General features: G+C 36.4%; 19 protein-coding genes and 1 pseudogene. 4 read left to right on the top strand and 16 right to left on the bottom strand.

Annotated features, from left to right (window positions below; genetic code table 11):
* Positions 1–2: 2 nt before the first annotated feature.
* The 6 genes and pseudogenes from LN736_RS03055 to fdhF form a co-directional block, all read right to left on the bottom strand.
* Entirely contained in the window at positions 3–872 is an 870-nt protein-coding gene (locus tag LN736_RS03055; protein ID WP_229980816.1) for a DUF1002 domain-containing protein, read from the bottom strand.
* Positions 873–1,032: 160 nt separating this feature from the next.
* Complete coding sequence (locus LN736_RS03050; RefSeq protein ID WP_229980814.1) at positions 1,033–1,596, bottom strand: DUF3793 family protein; 564 nt, start codon at positions 1,594–1,596, stop codon at positions 1,033–1,035.
* A 45-nt stretch (positions 1,597–1,641) separates the two neighbouring features.
* Positions 1,642–2,070, bottom strand: coding sequence for a flavodoxin (locus tag LN736_RS03045; protein WP_150355718.1), 429 nt, complete (start codon positions 2,068–2,070; stop codon positions 1,642–1,644).
* A gap of 113 nt (positions 2,071–2,183) precedes the next feature.
* Positions 2,184–3,347 carry a transglutaminase domain-containing protein gene (locus tag LN736_RS03040; protein WP_229980813.1) on the bottom strand — a complete coding sequence of 388 codons (1,164 nt, stop codon included), beginning with the start codon at positions 3,345–3,347 and terminating at the stop codon, positions 2,184–2,186.
* A 187-nt stretch (positions 3,348–3,534) separates the two neighbouring features.
* Positions 3,535–4,800, bottom strand: a complete 1,266-nt coding sequence (locus LN736_RS03035; protein ID WP_229980811.1) for a replication-associated recombination protein A — start codon at positions 4,798–4,800, stop codon at positions 3,535–3,537.
* A gap of 157 nt (positions 4,801–4,957) precedes the next feature.
* Positions 4,958–6,871, bottom strand: a pseudogene (gene fdhF / locus LN736_RS03030) (formate dehydrogenase subunit alpha); the annotation flags it as partial.
* 112 nt (positions 6,872–6,983) lie between these two features.
* On the opposite strand from fdhF, the gene LN736_RS03025 reads away from it, so the two are divergent.
* Positions 6,984–7,937 carry an NAD(P)-dependent oxidoreductase gene (locus tag LN736_RS03025; RefSeq protein WP_229980810.1) on the top strand — a complete coding sequence of 318 codons (954 nt, stop codon included), beginning with the start codon at positions 6,984–6,986 and terminating at the stop codon, positions 7,935–7,937.
* 72 nt (positions 7,938–8,009) lie between these two features.
* Here the strand turns inward: LN736_RS03025 and LN736_RS03020 are convergent, their stop codons facing one another.
* On the bottom strand, positions 8,010–8,528 hold the full coding sequence (locus tag LN736_RS03020) for a nitroreductase family protein (RefSeq protein WP_150355714.1): 519 nt from the start codon (positions 8,526–8,528) through the stop codon (positions 8,010–8,012).
* A 199-nt stretch (positions 8,529–8,727) separates the two neighbouring features.
* Between LN736_RS03020 and LN736_RS03015 the strand changes: the two genes are divergently transcribed.
* On the top strand, positions 8,728–9,321 hold the full coding sequence (locus LN736_RS03015) for a xanthine phosphoribosyltransferase (RefSeq protein ID WP_179977035.1): 594 nt from the start codon (positions 8,728–8,730) through the stop codon (positions 9,319–9,321).
* Between the two features lie 33 nt (positions 9,322–9,354).
* Here LN736_RS03015 and LN736_RS03010 read toward each other — a convergent pair whose 3' ends face one another.
* The 9 genes from LN736_RS03010 to LN736_RS02970 form a co-directional block, all read right to left on the bottom strand.
* Positions 9,355–10,104: an IclR family transcriptional regulator gene (locus LN736_RS03010; RefSeq protein WP_179977034.1), complete on the bottom strand. Its 750-nt coding sequence runs from the start codon at positions 10,102–10,104 to the stop codon at positions 9,355–9,357.
* A gap of 189 nt (positions 10,105–10,293) precedes the next feature.
* Positions 10,294–11,574: a nickel pincer cofactor-dependent isomerase, group 22 gene (locus LN736_RS03005; protein WP_179977033.1), complete on the bottom strand. Its 1,281-nt coding sequence runs from the start codon at positions 11,572–11,574 to the stop codon at positions 10,294–10,296.
* A 51-nt stretch (positions 11,575–11,625) separates the two neighbouring features.
* Positions 11,626–12,900 carry an MFS transporter gene (locus LN736_RS03000; protein WP_150359063.1) on the bottom strand — a complete coding sequence of 425 codons (1,275 nt, stop codon included), beginning with the start codon at positions 12,898–12,900 and terminating at the stop codon, positions 11,626–11,628.
* Between the two features lie 50 nt (positions 12,901–12,950).
* On the bottom strand, positions 12,951–14,111 hold the full coding sequence (locus tag LN736_RS02995) for a UxaA family hydrolase (RefSeq protein WP_229980809.1): 1,161 nt from the start codon (positions 14,109–14,111) through the stop codon (positions 12,951–12,953).
* Positions 14,112–14,138: 27 nt separating this feature from the next.
* Positions 14,139–14,426 carry a UxaA family hydrolase gene (locus tag LN736_RS02990; protein ID WP_179977031.1) on the bottom strand — a complete coding sequence of 96 codons (288 nt, stop codon included), beginning with the start codon at positions 14,424–14,426 and terminating at the stop codon, positions 14,139–14,141.
* A 27-nt stretch (positions 14,427–14,453) separates the two neighbouring features.
* Entirely contained in the window at positions 14,454–16,427 is a 1,974-nt protein-coding gene (locus LN736_RS02985) for a YjhG/YagF family D-xylonate dehydratase (RefSeq protein ID WP_229980808.1), read from the bottom strand.
* A 75-nt stretch (positions 16,428–16,502) separates the two neighbouring features.
* Entirely contained in the window at positions 16,503–17,405 is a 903-nt protein-coding gene (locus LN736_RS02980) for a dihydrodipicolinate synthase family protein (RefSeq protein ID WP_150356587.1), read from the bottom strand.
* Positions 17,406–17,726: 321 nt separating this feature from the next.
* Positions 17,727–19,589, bottom strand: coding sequence for an ABC transporter ATP-binding protein (locus LN736_RS02975; protein WP_229980807.1), 1,863 nt, complete (start codon positions 19,587–19,589; stop codon positions 17,727–17,729).
* A gap of 3 nt (positions 19,590–19,592) precedes the next feature.
* A complete protein-coding gene (locus LN736_RS02970; RefSeq protein ID WP_229980806.1) occupies positions 19,593–21,311 on the bottom strand; it encodes an ABC transporter ATP-binding protein in 1,719 nt (572 codons plus the stop codon).
* Positions 21,312–21,499: 188 nt separating this feature from the next.
* Here LN736_RS02970 and LN736_RS02965 point away from each other — a divergent pair, with 188 nt between their 5' ends.
* Together LN736_RS02965 and cls are read left to right on the top strand one after the other, a co-directional pair.
* On the top strand, positions 21,500–21,886 hold the full coding sequence (locus LN736_RS02965) for a hypothetical protein (RefSeq protein WP_179977028.1): 387 nt from the start codon (positions 21,500–21,502) through the stop codon (positions 21,884–21,886).
* A gap of 100 nt (positions 21,887–21,986) precedes the next feature.
* The gene (gene cls, locus LN736_RS02960; protein WP_229980805.1) at positions 21,987–23,510 is read left to right on the top strand and encodes a cardiolipin synthase; all 1,524 of its coding nucleotides are present in this window, start codon (positions 21,987–21,989) and stop codon (positions 23,508–23,510) included.
* Positions 23,511–23,546: the final 36 nt, after the last annotated feature.

Raw genomic sequence — 23,546 nt, 5'->3', positions numbered from 1 at the left:
TTTTAAAAAAGATTAGAAAAAAATGTTTTAATGGCATTAATTATTTTAGCGAAAAATCCCTGCGCCTGATCACTTGACAATTCTCCCTTTAATTGATCCGCCACACTGCTCAGCTGTCCTTTTATATCCCCAAAATTCAAATTCAGCCCATTTATTTTTGTCATAAGTGCAGTTATTTTGTCAATATCTCCGGTGCTCAGATTTAAATTGTAATTATTAGTTACATTTTCGACTATCTGCCTTACTCCTTCTTCTGTCTTAGGTTTTTCCTTCACCACCTGGGTTTTTATGTCATTTATAAGACCAGCAGCTTTGTCTTTCCCTATTTTATCTCCAAGATTTCCCGTAGTCATCAATTCATCATTGGCAGCTTCTTTCTTGGCTTCATCAATTTTATTTCCACTGCTGCTGCTCTCAAAACCCTTTAAAATTCCAGTAAGTGCTGCAGTTCCCGATACATTAAAGGGTGCAGATACTTTTACATTTGCATTTTTTATTCCTGCTGTTATAAGTGCGTTTTTTATCATGCTGCTGCTCACCCAGTATATATTATTGGTACTTACATTTAGACCTCCGCTTGAAGTTGGCTCCACATAGGAACTGGATATGGATTTAGTACCTATCTGCTGGCTGGTTGCAATGTTTCCAAGATATTTTCTCTCTTCATCTATATTCACTTCTATTACATTTACATCCTGCCTGGTAACACCAAAATATTTAAGCATATCCTCTTTTTGTTCATTTGTAAGATCTCCTCCCAAAGTCACAACTTTATAAGCATCTGCATAAGCCCTGGTATTTCCAAAAGATGCAGACAACGTCAGAACCATAAGTACAATCATCAATTTGCTGAAAATCTTTTTAATCTTCATGATTCAAAACTCCTTTTTTAAATAGTAAAATATATACCATTAAATATAATATACTATATTTGTTAATAAAAGAAGTGTAAAATTATAAACAAAATATAAAATTTACATATAAAGATAGAACTGCACTTAAACAAGCAGCAGTTCTATCTACTCATTACATTCATCTAACAGCAGAGGAAAGCATCTCTACAGCTTTAATAATTTCCGTATTTTTTCTGATCAATTTCATAAAATTATATCTTGACCTATCGTAATTTTCAAAAGTTTTCAATGCTTGTTCTCTGTCATTATATACTTTCCAATATCCACAGCATATACATTTTTTATCCTTCCCATATATAAAATCTTTTACATCTGGGAGGGGTATTCCCAGAAAAATACCCATCTCATGTGGACAAAAATTGCACTTATATCTTTCCCTCAACAAATTCAACAAATCCATTAAACACATATCTTTAGAATATCCAAATTCACTTAAAAATTCTATATTATCCTGGCAAGACAAAATTCTGTACAAAAATGTTTCATTGTAAAACAAAAGTAACAATGAGCTGTTATTACTAAAAATTTCAAAGACCTTTAAATTTATATCTTTTATATATTCTTCTCCATATTTACACCAAAGATCATACATGTTTTTATATTTATTAGAAATATTTATTATAGAAGCAGGCTTATACCCTGATATGGTAGGAGATATACTATAAGTGATAAGTGTCATCATGTATTTTTTTCATCTTCCTCACAAACAAGATCTGTAAAACTGTTATCATTCATTTAATATTTGCCTTCCAAAATTTTTGCAATCCTCTTTTATTTCTCCTTCCGGCGCTTCCTGTACAATAAATCCTTCATTCAATAGATTTGCACCATAATCTTCCATTCTTTTAGCCCAATTCCTCATCCACTCTCCGTCTCCCCAACCGTAAGATCCAAAGAGCCCTACTTTTTTACCCGACACACAAGAAGAGATGGATTCAACAAAAGGATCCATTTCTTCCTCTTCAATTACTTCAACTCCCATGGCAGGAGATCCAAGTAAAACTATATCTGCACTTTTTACATCATCTGGAGAAGCTTCAGAAACATTTAACACATTGACTTCCGCCCCTCTTTCTTTTACACCTTCCGCTATTAAATTGGCCATGGATTCTGTATTACCCGTTCCGCTCCAATAAATAATGTTTACTTTACTCATTTTGGTCACCTCATATAAATAATAATGATAATCATTTTCATTTATATAATATAATTATTTCTCTGAGTTGTCAATAGATTAATTTAAGATAAGAGTCAGATCTGAACTGACCCTTATCTTAAATTTATGTTGTAAAAGCTGTAATCCGTGCTACTGCACCTAGGATATTTTGTTCTGTCCCATACATGATTTTGAGCCATTTCATTGTCTGTTACATTAAAATAAGAATGAGAAATCAAGTGGGATCCGTCATTCGTAACGGGATCATCCCAGGTAGAATCCAATTGATAATATTTACCCTGTATTTTCACTATATTCCAGGCATGATCTACCCATCCATTCCCGCCATTTGCCCTTCCTATGACCATTTTACACTCTATTCCAGCTGCCGTAAGAAGTCTATCCATTGCATCCGCATAACCTTCACAAACGCCAATACCATTCATCAAAATTCCATAAGCCGTATAGGAATCATTGGGAATATCATCACTTCTATCATAATCTGCATTATTGACTATATAATCATGAAGTGCAAGTTCTTTTTGATAATCTTTCATATCTGGGTTTGTAACCTTCTTTATTATTTCAGTTGTCTTATTTTGGAGTTCACTTTCCTTTTTTATAAGATTCTGTTTAGTATCGGTGTATTTAAAATAAATACTCATTTTTGCAGGATTGCTTCCTTGAATGTTGGCTTCTGCACTTAAATACCAATCACGCAAATTGGGATTATTATCGAGCACAGTATCTATTACATTTAAATCATATGTGTCCTTATCATAATTACTTATGTTTAATATCAATGTATTTTTATAATCTGAGAGGGCATCTTTTAACGCATTATAATATTGATCATAATTTTGTACCGAAATTCCATCTCCAGAGTTATCTTTATCTATTGTAAAATCGTATTTTACTGCTTGTCCTAATTGTCTTCCATCGGTGGATTTCAACGTGTTATCTATTTCCAGGACATAGCTTTCGCCGGGGATATATAAACTCCGGGGAGAAATTCTTATTGAATTAGGTGCTGAATTTACAATGTCAATCCCCATGGACTGATTATTATCCAATTCATATACTTTAATAGAATTCTCAGCTGAATTCAAATCTACATTTCCATTAAAAGTCACAGTCCACGTCTTGTTTTTATCCACACTGGCTAAGACTCCATCATTCCAAACTTTATAATTTTCCGCTGCATAACAATTGTTCCCAAAAAATAATAGTAAGAATACTATCAAGATTAATAAACTTTTATATAATTTTTTTAGCATAATATCTCTCCACAAAATTATTATTTTACAATTTCATATACTAGATAATAGGTTTCATTCATCTGTATTCAGATCTTTCAATTTTCCTTTTCTTATCATACCATATAAGCACCTCCCATCAAACACTAATAATCTAAGTATATATTCACTTCCAGAATTATTCAAATAACACTGTCAGTACTCAGGGTTAAAAATCGCCTGATTCAGCAGTTTTTTTTACTGAGTTCCAGTATTTTTTAACACTATCTTCATATTTGTTATTTTGAGTAATATAATACTTCTTTCCTTTTAATTTCCTTGGCATATACTCCTGCTTTACATAATTATTGTGGTAGTCATGTGGATACTTGTATCCCTTAACCCCCAATTTGCTGGCTCCACCGTAATGGGCATCTTTTAGATGATCCGGAACATCACCTGTATTAGTATGCCTTAGATCTTCCACAGCAGAATTTATGGCCAGATACGCACTGTTTGATTTGGGTAGAGTAGCCAGATATATGACAAGTTCAGAAAGTATTATTCTGGCTTCAGGAAATCCCACTTTCAAAGCCAGCTCCAATCCTGAATTAACCACCGAAAGTGCATTGGGGCAGGCCAGTCCAATATCTTCTGCAGTAATTACCGCTAATCTCCGGGTTACAGCCAATATATTACCGCCTTCTATGAGTCTGGCCAGATAATGAACGGATGCATCCGGATCGCTTCCCCGGATACTTTTTTGCAGCGCACTCAAAACATTGTAGAATTCATCGCCGCTGGAATCGGCTCTCATAGATGATTGCCCCAGGCCCTCAACACATTCCACCGATACTTCCTTCTCCTCTCCCATCTGGGAATTAACTGCCAGCTCCAATATATTATAGGCCTTTCTATAATCTCCCTGAGAAATTTCAGCTATATATCTAAGGGCATCCCGTGAATATTTAATTTTCATATTTTCTCCAATTAATTTATCTAATGCCCTTTTAAGTCCGGTCATTACCTCATCAGCAGTCAAAGGTAAAAATCTGAATATATTGCATCTGCTCAAAACAGCTTTATGTATAGCAAAATACGGATTTTCAGTTGTGCTTGCTATTAAAGTCACCTTACCGTTTTCAATAAATTCCAGCAGAGCCTGCTGTTGTTTCTTGTTAAAATACTGGAGCTCATCTATGTAGATGACAACTCCCTTGTAATTAAGCAAATTGTCCAGATTAGATGTAATATTCTGTACATCCTTCAAGGATGCCGTTGTGGCATTGAGTTTATAAAATCTTTTATCCATATAATTGGCCATAATACCAGCCAGTGTCGTCTTGCCGGTTCCCGGAGGGCCGTATAATACACAATTTGGTATCATCTTTTTAATTATCAAATTGTATAGAGGTTTTCCCTTTCCCAATATCTGATTTTGTCCAATAAAATCCTCCAGTGAAACCGGCCTCATCAATTCCGCTAATGGTTTCATCACTTCACCCCTTACAATATTAGAACATTTAATGATTTTTATTATATACTTGTGAAGTTAAAATTCAATAGAAGACAATTTCTCTACAAAAAAACAGTGAAAAGTTTCCATTATACTTTTCACTGCACTGTATCAATACGATAATTATTCAATATTTTTAACTCAAGGCTCCCATTTTTTTTCGGAGATCTTTATAATTTTCCTTCAGCTGTTCCTCAGCCCTGTCCTGATCCTTTATGGGCTCAACTTTTACCGCACAGTATTTATACTCAGGAGTTTTTGATATTGGATCAAGATTATCCACAGTAAGTTCATTACAGGCACCTATCCACCACTGATAAGTCATATAGGTAGATCCCCTCATTACCCTGTCTGTTATATAGGCCCTGCTTATCACTGAGCCCCTTCTAGAAGACACCCTGACCAGCTGCCCATCTTTTATGTTAAGTTTTCCCGCATCTTCAGGACTCATCTGTATCCTTCCCGGCTCATCTTCAAGCTGCTGAAGGGCACGGCAATTTCCTGTCATGGTCCTAACCGAATAATGTCCTATTTCCCTTACAGTACACAAGCTAAGAGGATATTCACTGCCAGGTGATTCCTCAGTAGGTCTCCATTCTGAAGCAAACAGGATTCCTTTTTTGCTTGGAGTGCTGAATTCATTATTTTCATACAGGTAGGAAGTGCCGGGATGATCCTCCGAAGGACAAGGCCATAAAACACCTTCCAAGCTTTCAACTTTCTTATAAGTTGCACCTGCAAATTTAGGGCAAAGTCCTCTCATCTCGTCCCATATTTCCTTTGTATTATCATAATGCATTTCATATCCCATAGCCGAGGCAAGTTCGCAAATTATCTGCCAGTCAGGCTTAATATCCCCTATAGGTTCAACTGCCTTGTTGAATTTTTGAAATCCCCTGTCTGCTGACGTATATACACCCTCATGTTCCCCCCAGGAAGTTGCAGGCAGTATTACATCTGCATATAAAGTTGTCTTATTCATGAATATATCCTGAACCACCACAAATTCAAGTTCATTCAAAGCCTTTTTAAGTTCATTGGAATTTGGATCACTTTGAACTGAATCCTCTCCCATTATATAATATGCTTTTAACTTATGCTCTTTAAGCACCAATTCAGGTACCTCAGTCAAGTGATATCCTATTTTGTCCGGAAGTCTTTCAACTCCCCAGGCTTTTTCAAACTTATTCCTTACACTTTCATCCGTTACACTTTGATATCCTGGAAAGACATTGGGAAGTGCACCCATATCGCAGGCGCCCTGAACATTGTTCTGTCCTCTGACAGGCCCTATTCCCACACTTGGCCTTCCATAATTTCCTGTAAGAAGGGCAAGTGAAGCCAGTCCCTTTACCACATCTACAGCTTGCCCGAACTGACATACTCCCATACCATAAAGTATCATTGGACTTTTAGCAGCTGCATACATTTCCATGGCTTTTCTTATCTTCTGCGCAGGTACTTTGGATATTTTTTCCACATATTCAGGTGTATATTTTGCAAGTATTCTGCTGTATTCCTCAAAGCCTTCAGTATATTTCTCCACATAATTCCTATCATACAATCCTTCGTTTACAAGGACATTTGCAAAACCATTTACAAGGGCCATATTGGTGCCGCCTTTTATTGGAAGCCACAGGTCTGAAATTCTGGCACTTTCAGTTATTCTGGGATCAACCACTACTATCTTTGCACCTTTTTCCCTGGCTTTCACTATTCTTCTGGCAACTATAGGATGAGATTCTGCAGGATTATACCCAAAAACAAAAATCAGATCCGCATTATCAATTTCAGGAATGCTATTGGACATAGCTCCGTTGCCCAGCACCTTGGCAAGTCCAGCCACAGAGGGTCCATGACAGACCCTGGCACAATTATCCACATTATTCGTCCCAACAACAGCCCTCATGAATTTCTGCATAATATAATTTGCCTCATTCCCAGGTCCTCTCGAACATCCTGTACCCATTATAAAATCAGCTCCATACTTATTCTTTATTTTCATGAGTCTATCAGCTGTATATTTTATAGCTTCTTCCCAGGTCACTTCATTAAATTCAAGAATATTATAGGTAGTTTAAATGCTTTAACAATTTGACAGCAATTTTCACAAAAGTTATACTGAATTTAAAATATTTTGTAATATAACATGGAGGATTAACATGAAAAATACTGTATTTTTAAATTCAAGCAAAATCAATTTTGATGGAAAAATTAATTTCTCAGTATTAGATGAATTTACTAAAGTTGCATTGTATGACAGCAGCAGTGAAGACCAAATTCTAGAAAGAGTTAAAGACCAAAATATTGTAGTAACCAAGGAACTCCCTTTAAGTGGCAATTTGATATGTAAATTTCCCTCTTCTATAAAACTTATCTGTGAAGCTGGAACAGGGTACAACAATATAGACATAGAAGCTGCCCGTAAAAAAAATATTATGGTTTGCAACGTACCCGGCTACAGTACAGATGCAGTGGCACAACTTGCCATCACCTTTATATTGAGCTTATGTTCATCTATTACCCTGCAGCAGACAATGTTGAAAGAAGGGAACTTCAGCAATTTCACCAAAGATCTCCAGGTACCGCATGTTGAAATAAAAGATAAGACTCTGGGCATAATTGGAGCTGGTGCCATAGGACAACGCGTTATAAAGACAGCTCTGGCTCTGGATATGAAAGTTCTGGTCTATAACAGAAGTATAAAACCAATTTCCAACGTAAAATTTGTATCTTTAGAAGAACTCCTGGCTAAAAGTGACTTCGTATCCATTCACTGTCCTCTTACAGAGGATACAAAGCATCTCATTGACAGGGATAAATTTAAACTCATGAAATCCACTTCGTTTATTATAAACACTGCAAGAGGAGCCATAATAAATGAAAAGGATTTAATAGAAGCCTTACAGAGGGGAATAATTGCAGGTGCAGCTTTAGATGTTCAGGAAAAGGAACCTTTTGACGTAAGCAATCCTCTCTTTTCTATGAAAAACGTCATATTAACTCCCCATATAGGCTGCAAATGTATTGAAACAAGACAGAGACTTGTAGAACTCTTAGGTAATAACATCAAGGCCTTCATAAATAATAGCCCGATAAATTCAGTGAACAGCTAAAAACTGTTCACTGAATTTAATTTTCTTCTAATGGTGGTGTTATTATGATAACAGAAATTTCATTTGTATGCCCTAGAAAGTTTCATAATTTACCCATTTTTCTAGAGGTTTACGTTCAGTACTATGTCTGTTCGGTGACGCAGGCTGACCTTTTGCATAACCTATACCTATGATGCTCACTGGATCCACATTTTCTGGAATGTTGAATTCGCTTTTAACTGCCTTGGGATCTAGATAACCTATCCATATAGTACCTAATCCCAGTTCTTCTGCCTCAAGTACCATATGAGTGGCCACTATACCTGCATCTATATCTCCAATATCCTTCTTGTCAAAAGGTCTTTTCCATGACTCACTGCGATCCACACATACAATTACAGCCAATGGAGCCCCATATACATTTGCTCCCTTTTTGAGCTTCTCAAGCCCCTCTTCAGTTTTTACTACAATAAGTCTCTGAGGTTGATTGTTGCAGGCTGTAGGTGCCACTTTAGCCGCCTCTAATATCCTGGAAAGTTTATCATCTTCTACTTTTTTACTTTCATACTCTCGAACAGAATAACGTTTTTTGCTGAGCTCTAAAAAATCCACTTAAACCACTCCCTATAATACAATATAATACTATATATTATATTCCTAAATTATGTATTTTCCAATATTAACAACAGTTGAAGTTGTAAACTATATTCTATATAATAAGTATTATTCCAATAATCAGTACGGTTTTTCTAAAATCCAACTCTTACTTGGCATTTAAATACCAAAAATAATTATATAAGGTGGTATAAAAATGGACTCATTAAAAAGAAGAATTTTGAAAGATGGACTTGTAATTGATAAAAATATTTTAAAAGTAGATTCCTTTCTAAATCATCAGGTGGACTTAAATTTGATGTACGAAATAGGCACTTATTTTAAAAATTATTTTAAAGAAGCCAAGCCCACAAAAATATTTACAGTTGAGAGTTCCGGAATTGCTCCAGCATCCATGACAGCACTTCAAATGGGACTCCCTATGGTGATATTAAAAAAGGAAACTTCAAAAATTTTAAGCGACAATATATATCAAACCGTCATACATTCTTTTACTAAATCCATAGATTACAACTTAACTCTGTCCAAAAAATACATTACTGCAAAAGATAGAATTTTAATCATAGATGATTTTTTAGCAAAAGGAGAAGCTGCCTCAGGAGCTATACGTCTGATTGAATCTGCCGGGGCTGAAGTTTCAGGCATAGGCATAGTTATCGAAAAATCCTTTCAGCCGGGAAGAAAATTGCTGGAATCAAAAGGGTATAGAGTCTATTCTCTAGCCAGAATCAGCAGCCTGGAACAGGGATGTATAAAATTTTGTTCGGATAAAAATCCATCAGCTAAATGAAGCTGATGGATCTTCCAAACCCTATGGTGAAATTTAATTATAATTGACAGAATCAATTTTTTCTTTTGCCTTTAATAACAATTCAATTGCCAATTTATTTTTCTTCTCAGTAGCTCGAAAAGTCGGAATACTTATACTAATAGCTCCTATGACTTTCCCCTTTGAAGCTAGAGGAACCGCATAACATCGTAAAAATTTTGTCACTTCTTCAACCTCTAACGCCACATTAGTTTGTCTAATCTTTTCTAATTGTGCTTCTAGGACATTAAAATCCGTTATAGTGTTTTTTGTAACAGCTTTTAAACCATCAGGATAAAGTGATTTTATTTTTTCAATCTTATACCCACTCAATAGAGCTTTTCCTAGAGCTGTACAATACGCTGGCAGTCGTTTCCCTACATGGGAAATAAGACGAATATCCATATCTTTTACAGGATCCTCTTTTAATACATATAATACATCGCTTCCGTCGAGAACTCCCATCTGACAGGTTTCATCAATATCAGCTACAATGTTTTTCATTATTTTTTGTATGAAATCTATCATATGTTTATTTTGCGAATAAGATGCCCCAATACAAAAAGCAGAAATTCCCATTGAATATTTTAGAGAATTTTTTTCAAGATAAACAAAGTTACGTTCCAGCATTGTCTGCATAATAGGATAAAGAGTACTTTTAGGTATACTAATTGCTTCAGAAATCTCCGTTAAAGTTAACCCCTTAGGGGTAATTGACAAAAGATTCAATATATTCAAGACTCTTTCTGTTGGTTTATGTGTCATATTCATACCCACCATTCTAATTTTCACAAAAATTATTATATACAGAATTAATTATATATATTTTGACAGTAATATTCAATAATCCACTCTCTTACAAAGTTACTTTTATAAAAAACAGAACCACCAATCGGCTTTCTTCCAAAAAGCCCATTGGCGGTCAAACAACCTCAATGCCTACTGCAAATTAACCTACCATATATCTACAGGTTCGCCCTTTTCAAATTCAATCTCTTTAGGGCCAGTTAAAATTTCAAGCTTGGGATTTTTTTCAACTTCGGGCAGCAGAGGTTCGCTTACCAATATTTTCCCCAGCTCCATGGTGTTTTTAATCCAGACTATCTTATGCTGCTTACTTTTTATACCATTGCACAATTTGACTGCTATCCTCACAGCATCTTCCGTATTCCTGGCAACCATAGGTATCTTAGCAGGTTCTATTTCAGTACTTGTAAAACAATTTGTATACATCGAGATAAAATCTATTTTATCAAATAGCTTTCTAGTCGTGACATCAGCCATTCCCACTCCATTTGTATTTCCATGGGACTCATCTGTCACATCCAATATCACGCATTTCTTAAATTCAGGTCCTCCGCTGGCACATTTGGTAAAATACAGCCCTGTCACGTTGGGATCCTGTCCATCTCCGCTTATATTCTTGCCTATCTCCCCTATTATAAGTACGTCAAATTTCGGTATGAGTATCTGGGCCATCCTTTTTCTGCTCTCTTCAAGAAGAGCTTCTTCCTTCTCCAATCCAAGTATCTCATCTTTCGTAAGTATGGTTATCTTATAGGTATCATCATAGGCATTTTCAACTGTGGATACGGCAAAAAGCAGCTTGATCCTCTTAGCTATCATGCACCCAACTCCGGGTATAAGCTCATGGAATCTTTCAAATCCCTTACTGTGAACTGAATCCGCCCCCCGCTGCTTCCCAAGACCTATAACGAGCATTTTGCAGGCACCGCTTTCAACCCTGCCTCTAAAACAGGTATGCGGTTTTATTCTGGGAATTATAACCACTCCATCGGCCTCCAGAGCACTTTTGGCAACATAGACAGTCAATCCCGGTTCATATTCTCCAATAGGCTCAACATCTACAGATGCATCTACCTTGACCCCCATTGCTTCCTCCGTAATACCATAAGAGGCTAAAATTCCTGCCTGACCCTCCGGTGTGGCCCCGCCATGACTTCCCATGGCAGGTATGATAAATGGCTCTGCTCCAGCTCCTTTCAGGCAGTCCACAACTGTCTTAGCCATTTTAGCTATATTTGCAACTCCACGGCTGCCAACACCCACTGCAATTCTCTTGCCTTTCAAATCCATATTTTTTATACTCTGTCTTACTTTATCCGCCACTTCAAGTTCTATATTTTCAACTCTATCTTTCTCAAAATTCTGCTTTATTTTCAAGAACCTGGGTAATTCTATTTTAGGAAATTTACTTAAATCCAAAGACTCCATATTTACATCTCCCATTCATTTGGTATTTCATACATGCTCAAAATAATTCATTTATAATTGTTCACTTTTAGATGTCTCTTTCGGTAATGATACCGTCACTAAAAATCCAATTGCCAAAATTATTACTAAACTATAAATCCCTATACCAGAACTGTATTTCATAGTCAGCCATCCAACTATATACGGTCCCAAGAAGCCTCCCAGATTTCCCAGTGCATTTATAACTCCTCTGGCACCACCTGCCATTTCAGCATTAAACAATATAGGTGGTATTGTCCAGAATACGCTTGAAGCTGCTTGAAGAAATACACCGCATCCAATTAAAAATGCAAATGACAGCCATATATTGGATTTGGTTTGAACTGACAGCAACAAACATATGGAAAATCCGATCAAAGGTAATGCAGTATGCAGTCTTCTATTTCCGCTTTTGTCAGATAGATGAGAAAATACATACAGTCCAACTATAGTGCCTATATACGGCAATGTAGACAACCACCCCACACCATTCATTCCTGATTTAGTAAGTTCTTTTATCAAAGTTGGAAGCCACAGCGAGAAACCATATATTCCGGTCTGATAGCAAAAATATATTATAATCAATTTCCACATATTTATATTGGAGAATATATCTTTAAAAGATACTGCAGTTCCCTCCAGATCTTTTATATTTTCCTGCTCTTCTTTTATTTTTCGTGTAATATACTCTTTTTCTTCTTTAGATATCCACTTAGCATCTTCAGGCCTGTCACTTATAAGCGGAAGCCAAACCAGTATAAGTGCAAGGGATATTATGCCTTCTATTACAAAAACGGCACGCCAGCTGTACGCAGTTATAATCCACCCGGAAAGAGGTCCGGTTATTATGGAAGCTATAGGCACATTCATTATAAAATATGCATTTGCCCTTCCCCTTTCTTCATTTGGAAACCAATGACTTATAATGGTAAGTATTGCGGGCCAAACACCACCTTCAGCAACTCCCAACAGAAAACGAATTGCAAGCAGCTGTGGTACATTCTTGACAAATCCTGATACAACTGCAAGTCCACCCCAGGCTAAAATGGAATAGGCTATAAATTTCTTGGCACTTCCCTTTTCAGCTATTTGACCACCAGGTACCTGCAGAAACAGATACCCTACAAAGAATATTCCTGCAGCAAGACCCGTAATACTAGCTGTCATAGCTAGCTCTTCACTCATTCCTCCTGCCATTGCAAAACCTATATTTGTACGATCCATAAATGCTACTATATAAACCAGTATTGCAGGTGGGATTATATGAATCCAACGTCCACTGGGTATTTTATCTATACTTTTTTGCATTTGAATTCCTCCTTAAAATACTATAAATAATTCTCATTCAAACAAATAACCTACACATAGTTGCACACTCTGCATATTGCAGTATCATTGAAGCCCAATGCTTCTGCCTTTGTAACTTTTCCCTCTGCCACATGGATGACTTCATTCAGCAGTTTCTCGCCCAGCTGTTCTACCGTATCTTTTCCCGATAGAATTCCGCTTGCATCAAAATCTATATTTCCCTTCATCTTTTCAAAGGTATATTTGTTGCCCGTCACTTTCAGCACCGGCGATATTATATTGCCCGTAGGAGTTCCCCTTCCCGTAGTAAACACTATTATCTGGCATCCTCCTGCTGCAAGCCCTGTCACAGATGCTATATCAAAACCCGGTGTATCCATTATGACCAATCCCTTTTTACTTGGAAAATAAGCATAATCAACTACTTCTACTATTTGCCTGTGTCCTCCCTTGTGTATGCATCCCAGGGATTTTTCCTCAATGGTGCTTATGCCCCCTGCCTTATTGCCAGGCGATGGGTTTCCTTCCCTTAAGTCTTCCCCTGCAGTCTTTAAATGCTTTTCATATCTCTTGACTATTGATATAATCCTATCGCTTATTTCAGGAGTAGCTCCCCTGGCTGCGAGCAGATGCTCCGCACCTATGAATTCAGTTGTCTCACACAATATTGAAGTCGATCCCAGATCCACCAGCCTGTCACTCATATCACCAAGAACCGGATTGGCTGCCAGCCCGGAAGTTGGATCAGATCCTCCGCATTCCGTACCTACTATGAGTTCAGATATATCAGCTTCTTCCCTTTCAAGTTCAGATGCCTCCTGTGCCATCTCCCTTGCATATTCAATTCCCTTGGCTATAGTAGCACTTGTACCTCCCTCCTCTTGAATTACCAATTTCTTCAACGGTTTGTTTGTAACAGCTTTTATCAACTTTGAAACCTCATCAGGCTGGGCATTCTCACATCCCAGTCCTATGAGAACTGTACCGTATACATTTGGATTTGCTGCCAGGCCAACTAATACCTTTACAGTAATATCAAGATCTCCCTTCGCCTGACCACATCCATTCTGATTGATTATGCTGACAGCTCCTGTTACCTGCCCTGCGACTATCCTGCAGGTTTCACTGGAGCATGCACAGGTAGGCAGCACAAGAACCTTATTTCTCACTCCAACCTTTCCATCGGGCCTTCTGTATCCCATAAATTTCATAATATCATCCTCCTTCCCTCTATCTTGTTATATATTTTCCCTTATGCTTATTAAATTGTGCAGATGAACATGCTCTCCTATTTTTATATCTTTTACGGCCCTGCCTATTACCTGCCCGTATTTGTAAATTTTATCTCCTTCACTTATATTGGATACCGAAAATTTATGATAGACAGGTACGTTGTCCACGATAGTAACCTTTTTCAATTCATCACCAATCTTGTACACAGCTGTATCCCCGGTATTTAGTTCCACCATAGCCACAGCCACATTATCTTTTTTGTCTACAATTAAGGAATTTATATTGTCATTCATAATCATTCCCCCTTAAAATTTAAATAATTATTGCTTATCCAGCGCTTTTTTGCCTTCTTCAATAACTTTAATAATTTTATCTACATCATATACGCTTCCACTCCAGGTTCCACCGCTGACAGACTGAAGTGCCGCCCATAGTTTTGTATCATCTGGAAGATCTGGATCAGGCTCAAGATCTGGATTAGGTTCACGTGCTTCTAGTACTTTGGCTGCTTCTTCATAAGAAAGTTTTTTATCCTCAGTTCCAATAAAATTAATCGATCCCTCAAGCTTATTGGTGTCAACTATAATTTCAATAACATCTCCATCACGAAGCTTCCCAAGAGGGCCTCCTGCCAATGCCTCAGGACCTACATGACCAAAACAAGCACCTGTAGAAACACCGGAAAAACGTGCATCTGTGATCAAGGAAACATGTTTACCAAAAGATAGATGTTTTAAAGCAGATGTCAACTGATATGTCTCCTCCATACCTGTTCCCATCGGACCTCCACCCATGACAACCATTATATCTCCAGCCTTGATCTTTCCAACATCTTTAAGCGCTTTAATAGCTGATTTTTCAGAGGTGAAAACCTTAGCTTTTCCAGTGTGTCTAAATACTCCATCATCATCTATAACAGATGGATCAATAGCTGTTGATTTTACCACCGAACCTTGAGGAGCAATATTTCCCATAGGAAAAGTTACTGTTGATGTCAATCCCCTTTCTTTTGCCCTGCTTGGGCTCATTATAATTTCATCAGGATCAAATCCATCTACTTCAACCAAACGTTTTCTACACTGTACACGTCTTTCAGATTTTTCCCACCAATCAAGATTAGCTCCAAGTGTTTCCCCTGTAACGGTAAGAACGTCTTCATGCAAAAGTCCAAGTTTTCTTAAATGAAGCATAACTTCAGGAACTCCTCCTGCTAAAAATGCGCAAACTGTTGGGTAATTAACCGGTCCCATAGGAAGAACACTTACTAAACGGGGAACTTCCCTATTAACCCTTGCCCAGTCTTTCACAGTTGGAATTTTACAACCGGCAGCATGTGCAATTGCAGGCAGATGAAGGAGCAAGTTCGTCGATCCACCAAAAGCAGCATGAACCACCATGGCATTTTCAATAGCTTTATCTGTAACAATATCCCTGGTAGTTATTCCATTATCAGCCATATCCAAAACTGCCCTAGCTGACTGCTTAGCAATTTCTTCCCATATCGGCTGACCTGAAGGTGATAAAGCAGAGTGAGTCAACGCTATTCCCAATGCTTCGGCAATAACCTGTGAAGTACCAGCTGTTCCCAAGAACTGGCATCCACCGCCTGCAGAAGCACAAGCTTTGCATCCCAATCGGCAGGCATCCTCAAATGAAAGCTCATTGTTGGCAAATCTAACTCCAATAGTTTGAATAGTTCCTGCATCTTCCCCTTTTATAGGTTGAAGTGTTGCACCACCAGGAACAATGATAGCTGGCAAATCATGCATAGACACCAGCGCCATCATCATGGAAGGCAGTCCTTTATCACATGAAGCTACACCAATTATTGCACGTCGTGTCGGCAGTGAACGAATTAAACGTCGTAGTACTATTGCCGCATCATTACGATAAGGCAGAGAATCAAACATTCCTGTTGTACCCTGGCTGCGTCCGTCACATGGATCTGTTACGTATGCAGCATAAGGAACGCCTCCAAGTTTCTTGATCTCTTCAGATGCCGCTCTTACCTGCAATCCCAATTCAAAGTGACCTGTGTGTAATCCTAAAGCTATTGGAGTACCGTCATTATCACGAACACCACCTTGATTGCTGAGTATCAGCACGTCACCACCCAAGAGTTTAGATGGCTCCCATCCCATACCGGCACTTAAAGTCATTCCGAATACATTACCGCTAGGTAATTTTTTCAACAATTCCGGAGTAAGTGGAAGCGAACCCTTAGGCCCTTCTGCATGAGTGTGAATTTTATACAAAGCTGCTTTTTCTTCACCAAAAATTGATTTTAATGACACAATTAACCCTTCCTCTCTATAATTAAAATTATTTTGATAACTTAATTAACAAAACATATGGCTAAGTAGCAATTTTTATGAGATTATATGATCTACCTCTTCCATCAGTTCCTTAATTGCATTGGTTTGCTTTTCATCTGCCTGAAGAAAAGGAGTTTTACAGTAGTCTTTAATATCTAAACCTTTAAACATCATTGCTTTCTTTAGAATAGGAATAAAACACTGGCTTATCTCATATAATTCTGACATTTTATCAACACAATTTTGAATTTCAGCTATTTTAGCGATATTTTTATTATTAACCGATTTCACCCAATTTACAAAAATCTCTGGATAAAGATTTGAAAGTGCACTAATGCAACCGCTTCCACCTACAAGAATATTATGGACAAAATTTTCATCAAATCCTGAAAATACCTCAAATCCAGGAAATTCATTCTGTACGGTTTTGATCAGCTTTCTAGTATGTCCCATTTCTGATACCGTATCTTTATATCCAACAATATTGCCATGTTTTCTCAACAAATTAAGTGTAAATTCCGGTGATAGATCATATCCTGTTCTGTCAGGAAAATTATATAAATAAATATTACCCTTTACAGCTTTTGCGATTTCTCCATAGTAAAAATCCAAATTTGCATCCGTTAAACCAAAATAATACGGACTAACAACAATAACAGCATCCGCTCCAACACCAATAGCGTAATTGGAAAGTTCAATTGTATCTTCTATTGTCATACAGCCTGTACCAATAATAGTCTTTGTTCTCTTATTTACATAGGGAACAACAAGATCAATCAATTCTTTCCTCTGTTCAATAGACATTGCATAGAATTCACCTGTACTGCCCATAACAACTAAACCATCTATACCTGAGTCAATAAGATAGTCATAAACATTTTTATTTGCCTGGACATCTAAATTTCCCTCAGCATCAAATGCAGTAATTACAGGAGTTAAAAATTTAGCCTTTTTCACGTGTTATCTCTCCTTCAATAAAAATTTTAGATTAAATTCAAAGCTTATTTTGTAATAGCTATATCCTGCTGCGCGTATCGGCAATTTGACAATTGATAAAGCTAATTCTTCTTTATTTTGTTCGCATATACAAAACTAATTTGTTTATACGAATATCATAATTAATATTATCACAATTTTTTATGATGTCAAGATAATAATTCAGTATTTTTTGCAAAAATTAAAAAGAGCAGTCCTCTGCCCTTTTATCTGTCTTAAATATACGGGATTTCTAATTTTCGACTATATCTCAGGATAATACCCTGTTTTATCCAGATTTACTTATGAACCCTGAGAGCTGCTTGAGACAATCTGGTTGTAATACATATTATAATATACACCTTTTCTATCTATTAAATCCTTATGATTTCCAAGTTCCACTATTCTACCATCTTTTATAACCATTATGATATCAGAATACTTTATAGTGCTGAGCCTATGGGCAATAATAAAGCTAGTCCTATCCTCCATAAGTTTAAACATAGCTTTCTGTATCCCAATTTCCGTTCTAGTATCTATACTGCTGGTAGCTTCATCCAAAATAAGTATAGAAGGATTTGAAAGTACAGCCCTTGCTATGGATATTATCTGCCTTTCGCCCTGGCTTAAATTGCTTCCTCCCTCTTGAATCATAGTATTGTATCCTTCTGGAAGCTTTTCAATAAATTTATCTGCACCTACTGATTCCGCAACTTTTTTTACTTGAGAATAATCTGCATCCAGATTACCATATCTGATGTTCTCAAATATGGTGCCTGTAAAAAGATAGGTATCCTGAAGAACTATACCAAAGCATTTTCTAAGGCTGTCCCTGGTATAATCTCTGATGTCCACCCCATCAATAAAAATTCTCCCGCTGGATACGTCGTAGAACCTATTTAGCAGATTTACGATAGTGGTTTTACCTGCTCCTGTAGGCCCAACCAAAGCTACACTGGTACCTGGATTTATTTCAAGATTTATATTCTTCAATACCTCGACATCTTCCCTATATCTAAAACATACATTTTCAAAAACAATACGGCCTTTACAATCTTCAAGTATTTTCGCTCCAGATGTGTCCTTTAATTCCTCTTCCTCATCCAATATTTCAAATACTCTTTCCGCACCTGCAACAGCTGACTGGAGGGTATTAAATATACTTGCTATACTATTTAGGGGTCTGGTAAATTGCCTTGAATAGCTTAAGAAGCTGGCTATAACTCCTACGGTTATAATATCCTTTACAGCTAAAATCCCACCAACTCCGGCTACTGCAGCAAATCCTATATTGTTTATGACATTCATAATTGGCATTAAAAACCCGGACAGTATTTGGGCCTTTAATCCCACTTTACACAACCTACGATTCATTAGATTAAATTTCTCTATGATTTTTTCTTCATGGTTAAAAGCTTTTATTACCTGAAGTCCTGATATGGATTCCTCTATATGACCATTCAATTTCCCAAGTTCTATCTGCTGAGTCTTAAATAATTTGCTTGTATTCTTTGCTATACTCTTGGTAAGTAAAAACACCAGTGGAACTGTAATAAGGCTCACAAAAGTCATAATAGGGCTCAAAACAAGCATCATTACAAAAGATCCAAATACTGTCACCACTGATGACATGAGCTGGGTGGTAGACTGCGATATGGTAGAACTCACATTTTCTATATCATTGGTGAGCCTGCTCATTATCTCCCCATGGGTATTTCTGTCAAAAAAAGATATTGGAAGCTTCTGAAGCTTATTAAATAAATTTTCCCTGAGTCTTATTATTATTCTTTGGGCTGTTCCAGCTATAAGCCAGCTTTGAAAAAAAGTCAGCACTCCATCTAGTATATATGTGAATAAAAGCAGCATGACCACCATAAACAGCAGGCCGAAGTCCACTCTTACCTTCAATCCTGAGGACATGGCATCAATAGATTTCCCTATGAAATAAGGTCCTAAAAACGACACTATGGAATCCAGTATCACAAATATAAAAATTATAATTAGAAGTCTTCTTTCACTTCCAAAATATCTCCACAATCTGAACAAAGTCTTCCTAAAATTTTTAGGCTTTTCAACTGGCTTAATGCTGCCTTTACCTTTTACACCTCTCCTTGGTCCAAGAGGCATTCTGATACTGCTTTTGTCATATTTAAATTTTTTATCCATATATCATAACTTCTCCCTTCCAACCTGGGACAAAAATATATCTTTATATACCTGACAGTTCTTTATAAGTTCCTCATGCCTCCCAATACCTACCAGTTTTCCACTGTCCAAAACAATTATTTTATCTGCAGACATAACAGAAGATATTTTTTGCGCAATTATTATACAGGTAAGGTTATCCGAATATTTTTTTAATTTTTTTCTAATTTTTACTTCCGTAGATGCATCTACCGCACTAGTACAATCATCAAGTATGAGCACCTCAGGCTTTTTTATAAGTGCCCTGGCTATAGAGACCCTCTGTTTTTGTCCTCCTGAAAAATTTACTCCTCCCTGTCCAAGCTTTGTATCATATTTTTCTGGAAATTTTGAAATAAATTCATCCACTTCCGCAGCTTGAGCAGCTTCCCTAACCTCTTCTAGAGAAGCATCTTCTTTTCCCCATCTTATATTCTCAAGCACACTTCCTGTAAACAATACAGTCTCTTGCGGCACAAGAGCTATTTTATTCCTCAATATCTTTTCATCTATATTTTTTATATCCACTCCACCAATTTTTATAATTCCAGAAGTAACGTCATAGAATCTGGGAATTAGGCTTACCAAAGTGCTCTTACCTGATCCTGTGGCTCCTATAATTCCCAGGGTCTCTCCTGGAATACAGGTAAAACTTATATTTTTAATAATCCGGTGGCCATTGGCATAAGCAAAACTTACATTTTCAAATTCTATTTTACCCGCTTTATCAATATTTAAAATAGAATTGTTGGAGCTAAAGCTGCTTCTTTCTTCAAACACCTTAGAGATCCTGCTGGCAGAGGCTTTAAATCTCACAAATGTATTAAAAACTGCAGATATGATCATAATTGAATACAATATCTGTGTCATATAATTTGTAAATGCAATTATCTGCCCTACCTTCATGGTGCCTCTGTTCACGTATATTCCCCCAATCCAGAGCACAGATACTATTCCCAAATTTATTACCAAATTTATGCCCGGGGAAAATATGGATACAACCCTCATTGCCCTGGTTGATAATGTCCCGAGCTCTTCATTGAAACCTTTAAATCTTTTATTTTCATAATCTGATCTGTTAAATGCCTTTACAACTCTTACTCCCGACAGGTATTCCCTCATTACTGAGTTTACCTTGTCTAAGGCCTGCTGGACTTTTATAAAATACGGATACCCAATATTCACATTTAAAAATATCAACACTGCTACAATAGATATTGCAGCAAAAATTACCACCGAAAGACGCAAATTCAGTCTGGATGCCATAATTATGCTTCCCACACATAGAATAGGTGCCTTCACAGCTATTCTCATAAGTCCATTCACAAAGTTCTGGATTTGAGTTACATCATTTGTAAGCCGTGTTATAAGAGAGCTTCTCTCAAATTTGTCAATGCTCTCAAAAGAGAATCCCTGAACTTTTTTAAATAAATCCTCCCTCAGATCTGCACTAAAATTCTGCGACACAGTTCCAGACAATATATTGCGTCCTGAAGCTCCCAAGGCTCCAATGGCAGTAATTCCAAGCATTATCAGACCGTTTCTGATTATATAATCCGCATCTCTATATGCTACACCTATATCCACTATATCAGACATTATTGTAGGCTGCATAAGATCGCATAACGCCTCTACCGTAAGGCATACTATCGCGAGGGAAAATCCTTTCCAATACTTATCTATATATTTTTTCATAAATTTCAAGTATATACACCCCTAAGAATTTATTTAATCAAAGATGCGGGCGGTTTCTCGCCAGTTGACATTAAAATTAAAAACATATACACAAAATTATTATAAATCAAATCATAAATTATGTTATTATAATATTACTATACCATATAACACTGATATAATAGCTATATAAAGCTTAGTTTACAGGAGTGATAAATTTGAATAAATATTTAAATAAGATTTCCTATTATTTTAGAAACAGCTATGGCATTGATAAACTCTCAACTCATCTTTACATAGCTGGGTTTATATTTTCCCTGTTCAGGCGCAGTGCCACTTTCGGTTTTGTATGCATAATATATTCTACATGGCGATGTCTTTCAAGAAACAAATACAGAAGACATAAAGAACTTCAGGCCTACGAAAATTTTATTTCTCCCCTGGTCAGATGGATCAAAACATATAAAACCACAATAGGTAGTAATAGATACTATAAAATATTCAAATGTCCAAATTGTTCCCAAAAAATGAGAGTTCCAAAGCATAAGGGCAGAATAACTATAACCTGCAGAAACTGCGGAACTATTTTTAAGGGAAAATCATAAACCATTAGTGAAAATAATTTATATGTAAAATAGAAATACTTTTATAGTAAACACTTCCTACTTAGAATAAACTAAAATATGACAAGAGCAGGTGCTGTAATTGGGTGAGAGAAAAATATTCGTTTCAATTTTTAAATTTATAGTTTTTATATTCTGGCTCATATTTCAATTTATAGCTATAGTACTTATATACAATATATTCAACATATTTTTTATATACTATTTTATATTTTTCGAAATTGTAAGTGCTATTTCTGTAATTCATTTGAATTATAAGGATAAAAACACATCTTATAAAATCAGCTGGATTGCTTTGATATTACTGATTCCAGTAGTAGGAGTTATTATATATATTCTATCCAGAATTGGAATCAAACGCAATTTCAATAAAATGAATAAAGTAGAGCTAGATGAAAAGATATTTCCCGAAGAAGATAAAACCATGCTTTCACAGTTGAAAGTAAATAATAAAACCCGATACAATCAGACAAGGCTGATCAAAAATATAAGCGGATATGGAGTCTATTTCAATACAAAAGCAATTTATTTTCCTTCGGGAAAAAGCATGTACAAAAAATTACTGGAAGAATTAAAAAAAGCCGATAAATTTATATTTCTTGAATACTTTATAATCTCCAGAGGAAAAATGTGGGATGAAATCTTCGAAATACTAAAACAAAAAGCACAAAATGGAGTAGAGGTCAGGATTCTGGTGGATTATATAGGATCAATGTTCGTTCTTCCAAAGGATTTTGAAAACTCCCTGAAAAAATATAATATAAAATACAAGATATTCAACCCTATAAAAATGCTATTGAATGTCATGTTAAACTACAGAGATCATAGAAAAATGGCAGTAATTGATGGAAAAGTTGCTTTTACCGGAGGAATGAACATAGGAGACGAATATATAAATCTGTATAAAAAATACGGTTACTGGAAGGATATGGGAGTGTGTCTTAAAGGAGATGCAGTTTACAGTTTTACATCCATGTTTTTAAGAATGTGGCAGTCAATAACAAAAAAGAGAGAGGATTTTCAAAAATACAAGTTTGAAAGTAAATTCAATGGATATACGGGTATTGTAGCACCCTATAACAGCAGCCCGGAAGAAAGCAACGATGTGGCACAGGATGTATATTTGAGCATCATAGACAGTGCTAAAAATTATATCTATATCACGACCCCTTATCTTGTAATAGGTTATGAAATGATACTGGCGCTTTCTCTGGCCGCAAAAAGAGGGGTTGATGTGAGAATAATAACCCCCTCCATACCTGACAAAAAAACCATACAAGTTCTTACAAGATCCCATTATGACAAACTCCTTGATTCAGGAGTGAAGATATATGAATACACACCAGGATTCATTCATGGGAAGACCCTTGTCTCTGATGGAGAATGTGCCGTAGTGGGAACCATAAACATGGATTATAGGAGCTTATATCTACATTTTGAATGTGCCGTGTACATGTATGATGTTTCAATAATAGATGATATTTACAATGATTTCATAAATACCATGGGTCAATGCAAAAAAATAGAAAAGGAAGTCTGGGAAAAAAGATGCTTTTTAAAAAAGATATTAGAATCCATTCTCAGAATGTTTGCTCCATTAGCGTAGGGTCAGACCCCCTTACATTTTTTGTAAGGGGGTCTG

This window comes from Clostridium aromativorans (assembly GCF_020908015.1).
Lineage (GTDB): Bacteria > Bacillota > Clostridia > Clostridiales > Clostridiaceae > Clostridium_B > Clostridium_B aromativorans.
Note: the sequence above shows the minus strand (reverse complement) of the source record. Positions and strands in the feature narration are given on the sequence as shown.

What these genes read in the sequence shown, in the direction of transcription:
- LN736_RS03055 (WP_229980816.1), bottom strand. Translation starts at nt 872, where the DNA reads ATGAAGATTAAAAAGATTTTCAGCAAATTGATGATTGTACTTATGGTT.
- LN736_RS03050 (WP_229980814.1), bottom strand. Translation starts at nt 1,596, where the DNA reads ATGATGACACTTATCACTTATAGTATATCTCCTACCATATCAGGGTAT.
- LN736_RS03045 (WP_150355718.1), bottom strand. Translation starts at nt 2,070, where the DNA reads ATGAGTAAAGTAAACATTATTTATTGGAGCGGAACGGGTAATACAGAA.
- LN736_RS03040 (WP_229980813.1), bottom strand. Translation starts at nt 3,347, where the DNA reads ATGCTAAAAAAATTATATAAAAGTTTATTAATCTTGATAGTATTCTTA.
- LN736_RS03035 (WP_229980811.1), bottom strand. Translation starts at nt 4,800, where the DNA reads ATGAAACCATTAGCGGAATTGATGAGGCCGGTTTCACTGGAGGATTTT.
- LN736_RS03025 (WP_229980810.1), top strand. Translation starts at nt 6,984, where the DNA reads ATGAAAAATACTGTATTTTTAAATTCAAGCAAAATCAATTTTGATGGA.
- LN736_RS03015 (WP_179977035.1), top strand. Translation starts at nt 8,728, where the DNA reads ATGGACTCATTAAAAAGAAGAATTTTGAAAGATGGACTTGTAATTGAT.
- LN736_RS03010 (WP_179977034.1), bottom strand. Translation starts at nt 10,104, where the DNA reads ATGACACATAAACCAACAGAAAGAGTCTTGAATATATTGAATCTTTTG.
- LN736_RS03005 (WP_179977033.1), bottom strand. Translation starts at nt 11,574, where the DNA reads ATGGAGTCTTTGGATTTAAGTAAATTTCCTAAAATAGAATTACCCAGG.
- LN736_RS03000 (WP_150359063.1), bottom strand. Translation starts at nt 12,900, where the DNA reads ATGCAAAAAAGTATAGATAAAATACCCAGTGGACGTTGGATTCATATA.
- LN736_RS02995 (WP_229980809.1), bottom strand. Translation starts at nt 14,111, where the DNA reads ATGAAATTTATGGGATACAGAAGGCCCGATGGAAAGGTTGGAGTGAGA.
- LN736_RS02990 (WP_179977031.1), bottom strand. Translation starts at nt 14,426, where the DNA reads ATGAATGACAATATAAATTCCTTAATTGTAGACAAAAAAGATAATGTG.
- LN736_RS02975 (WP_229980807.1), bottom strand. Translation starts at nt 19,589, where the DNA reads ATGGATAAAAAATTTAAATATGACAAAAGCAGTATCAGAATGCCTCTT.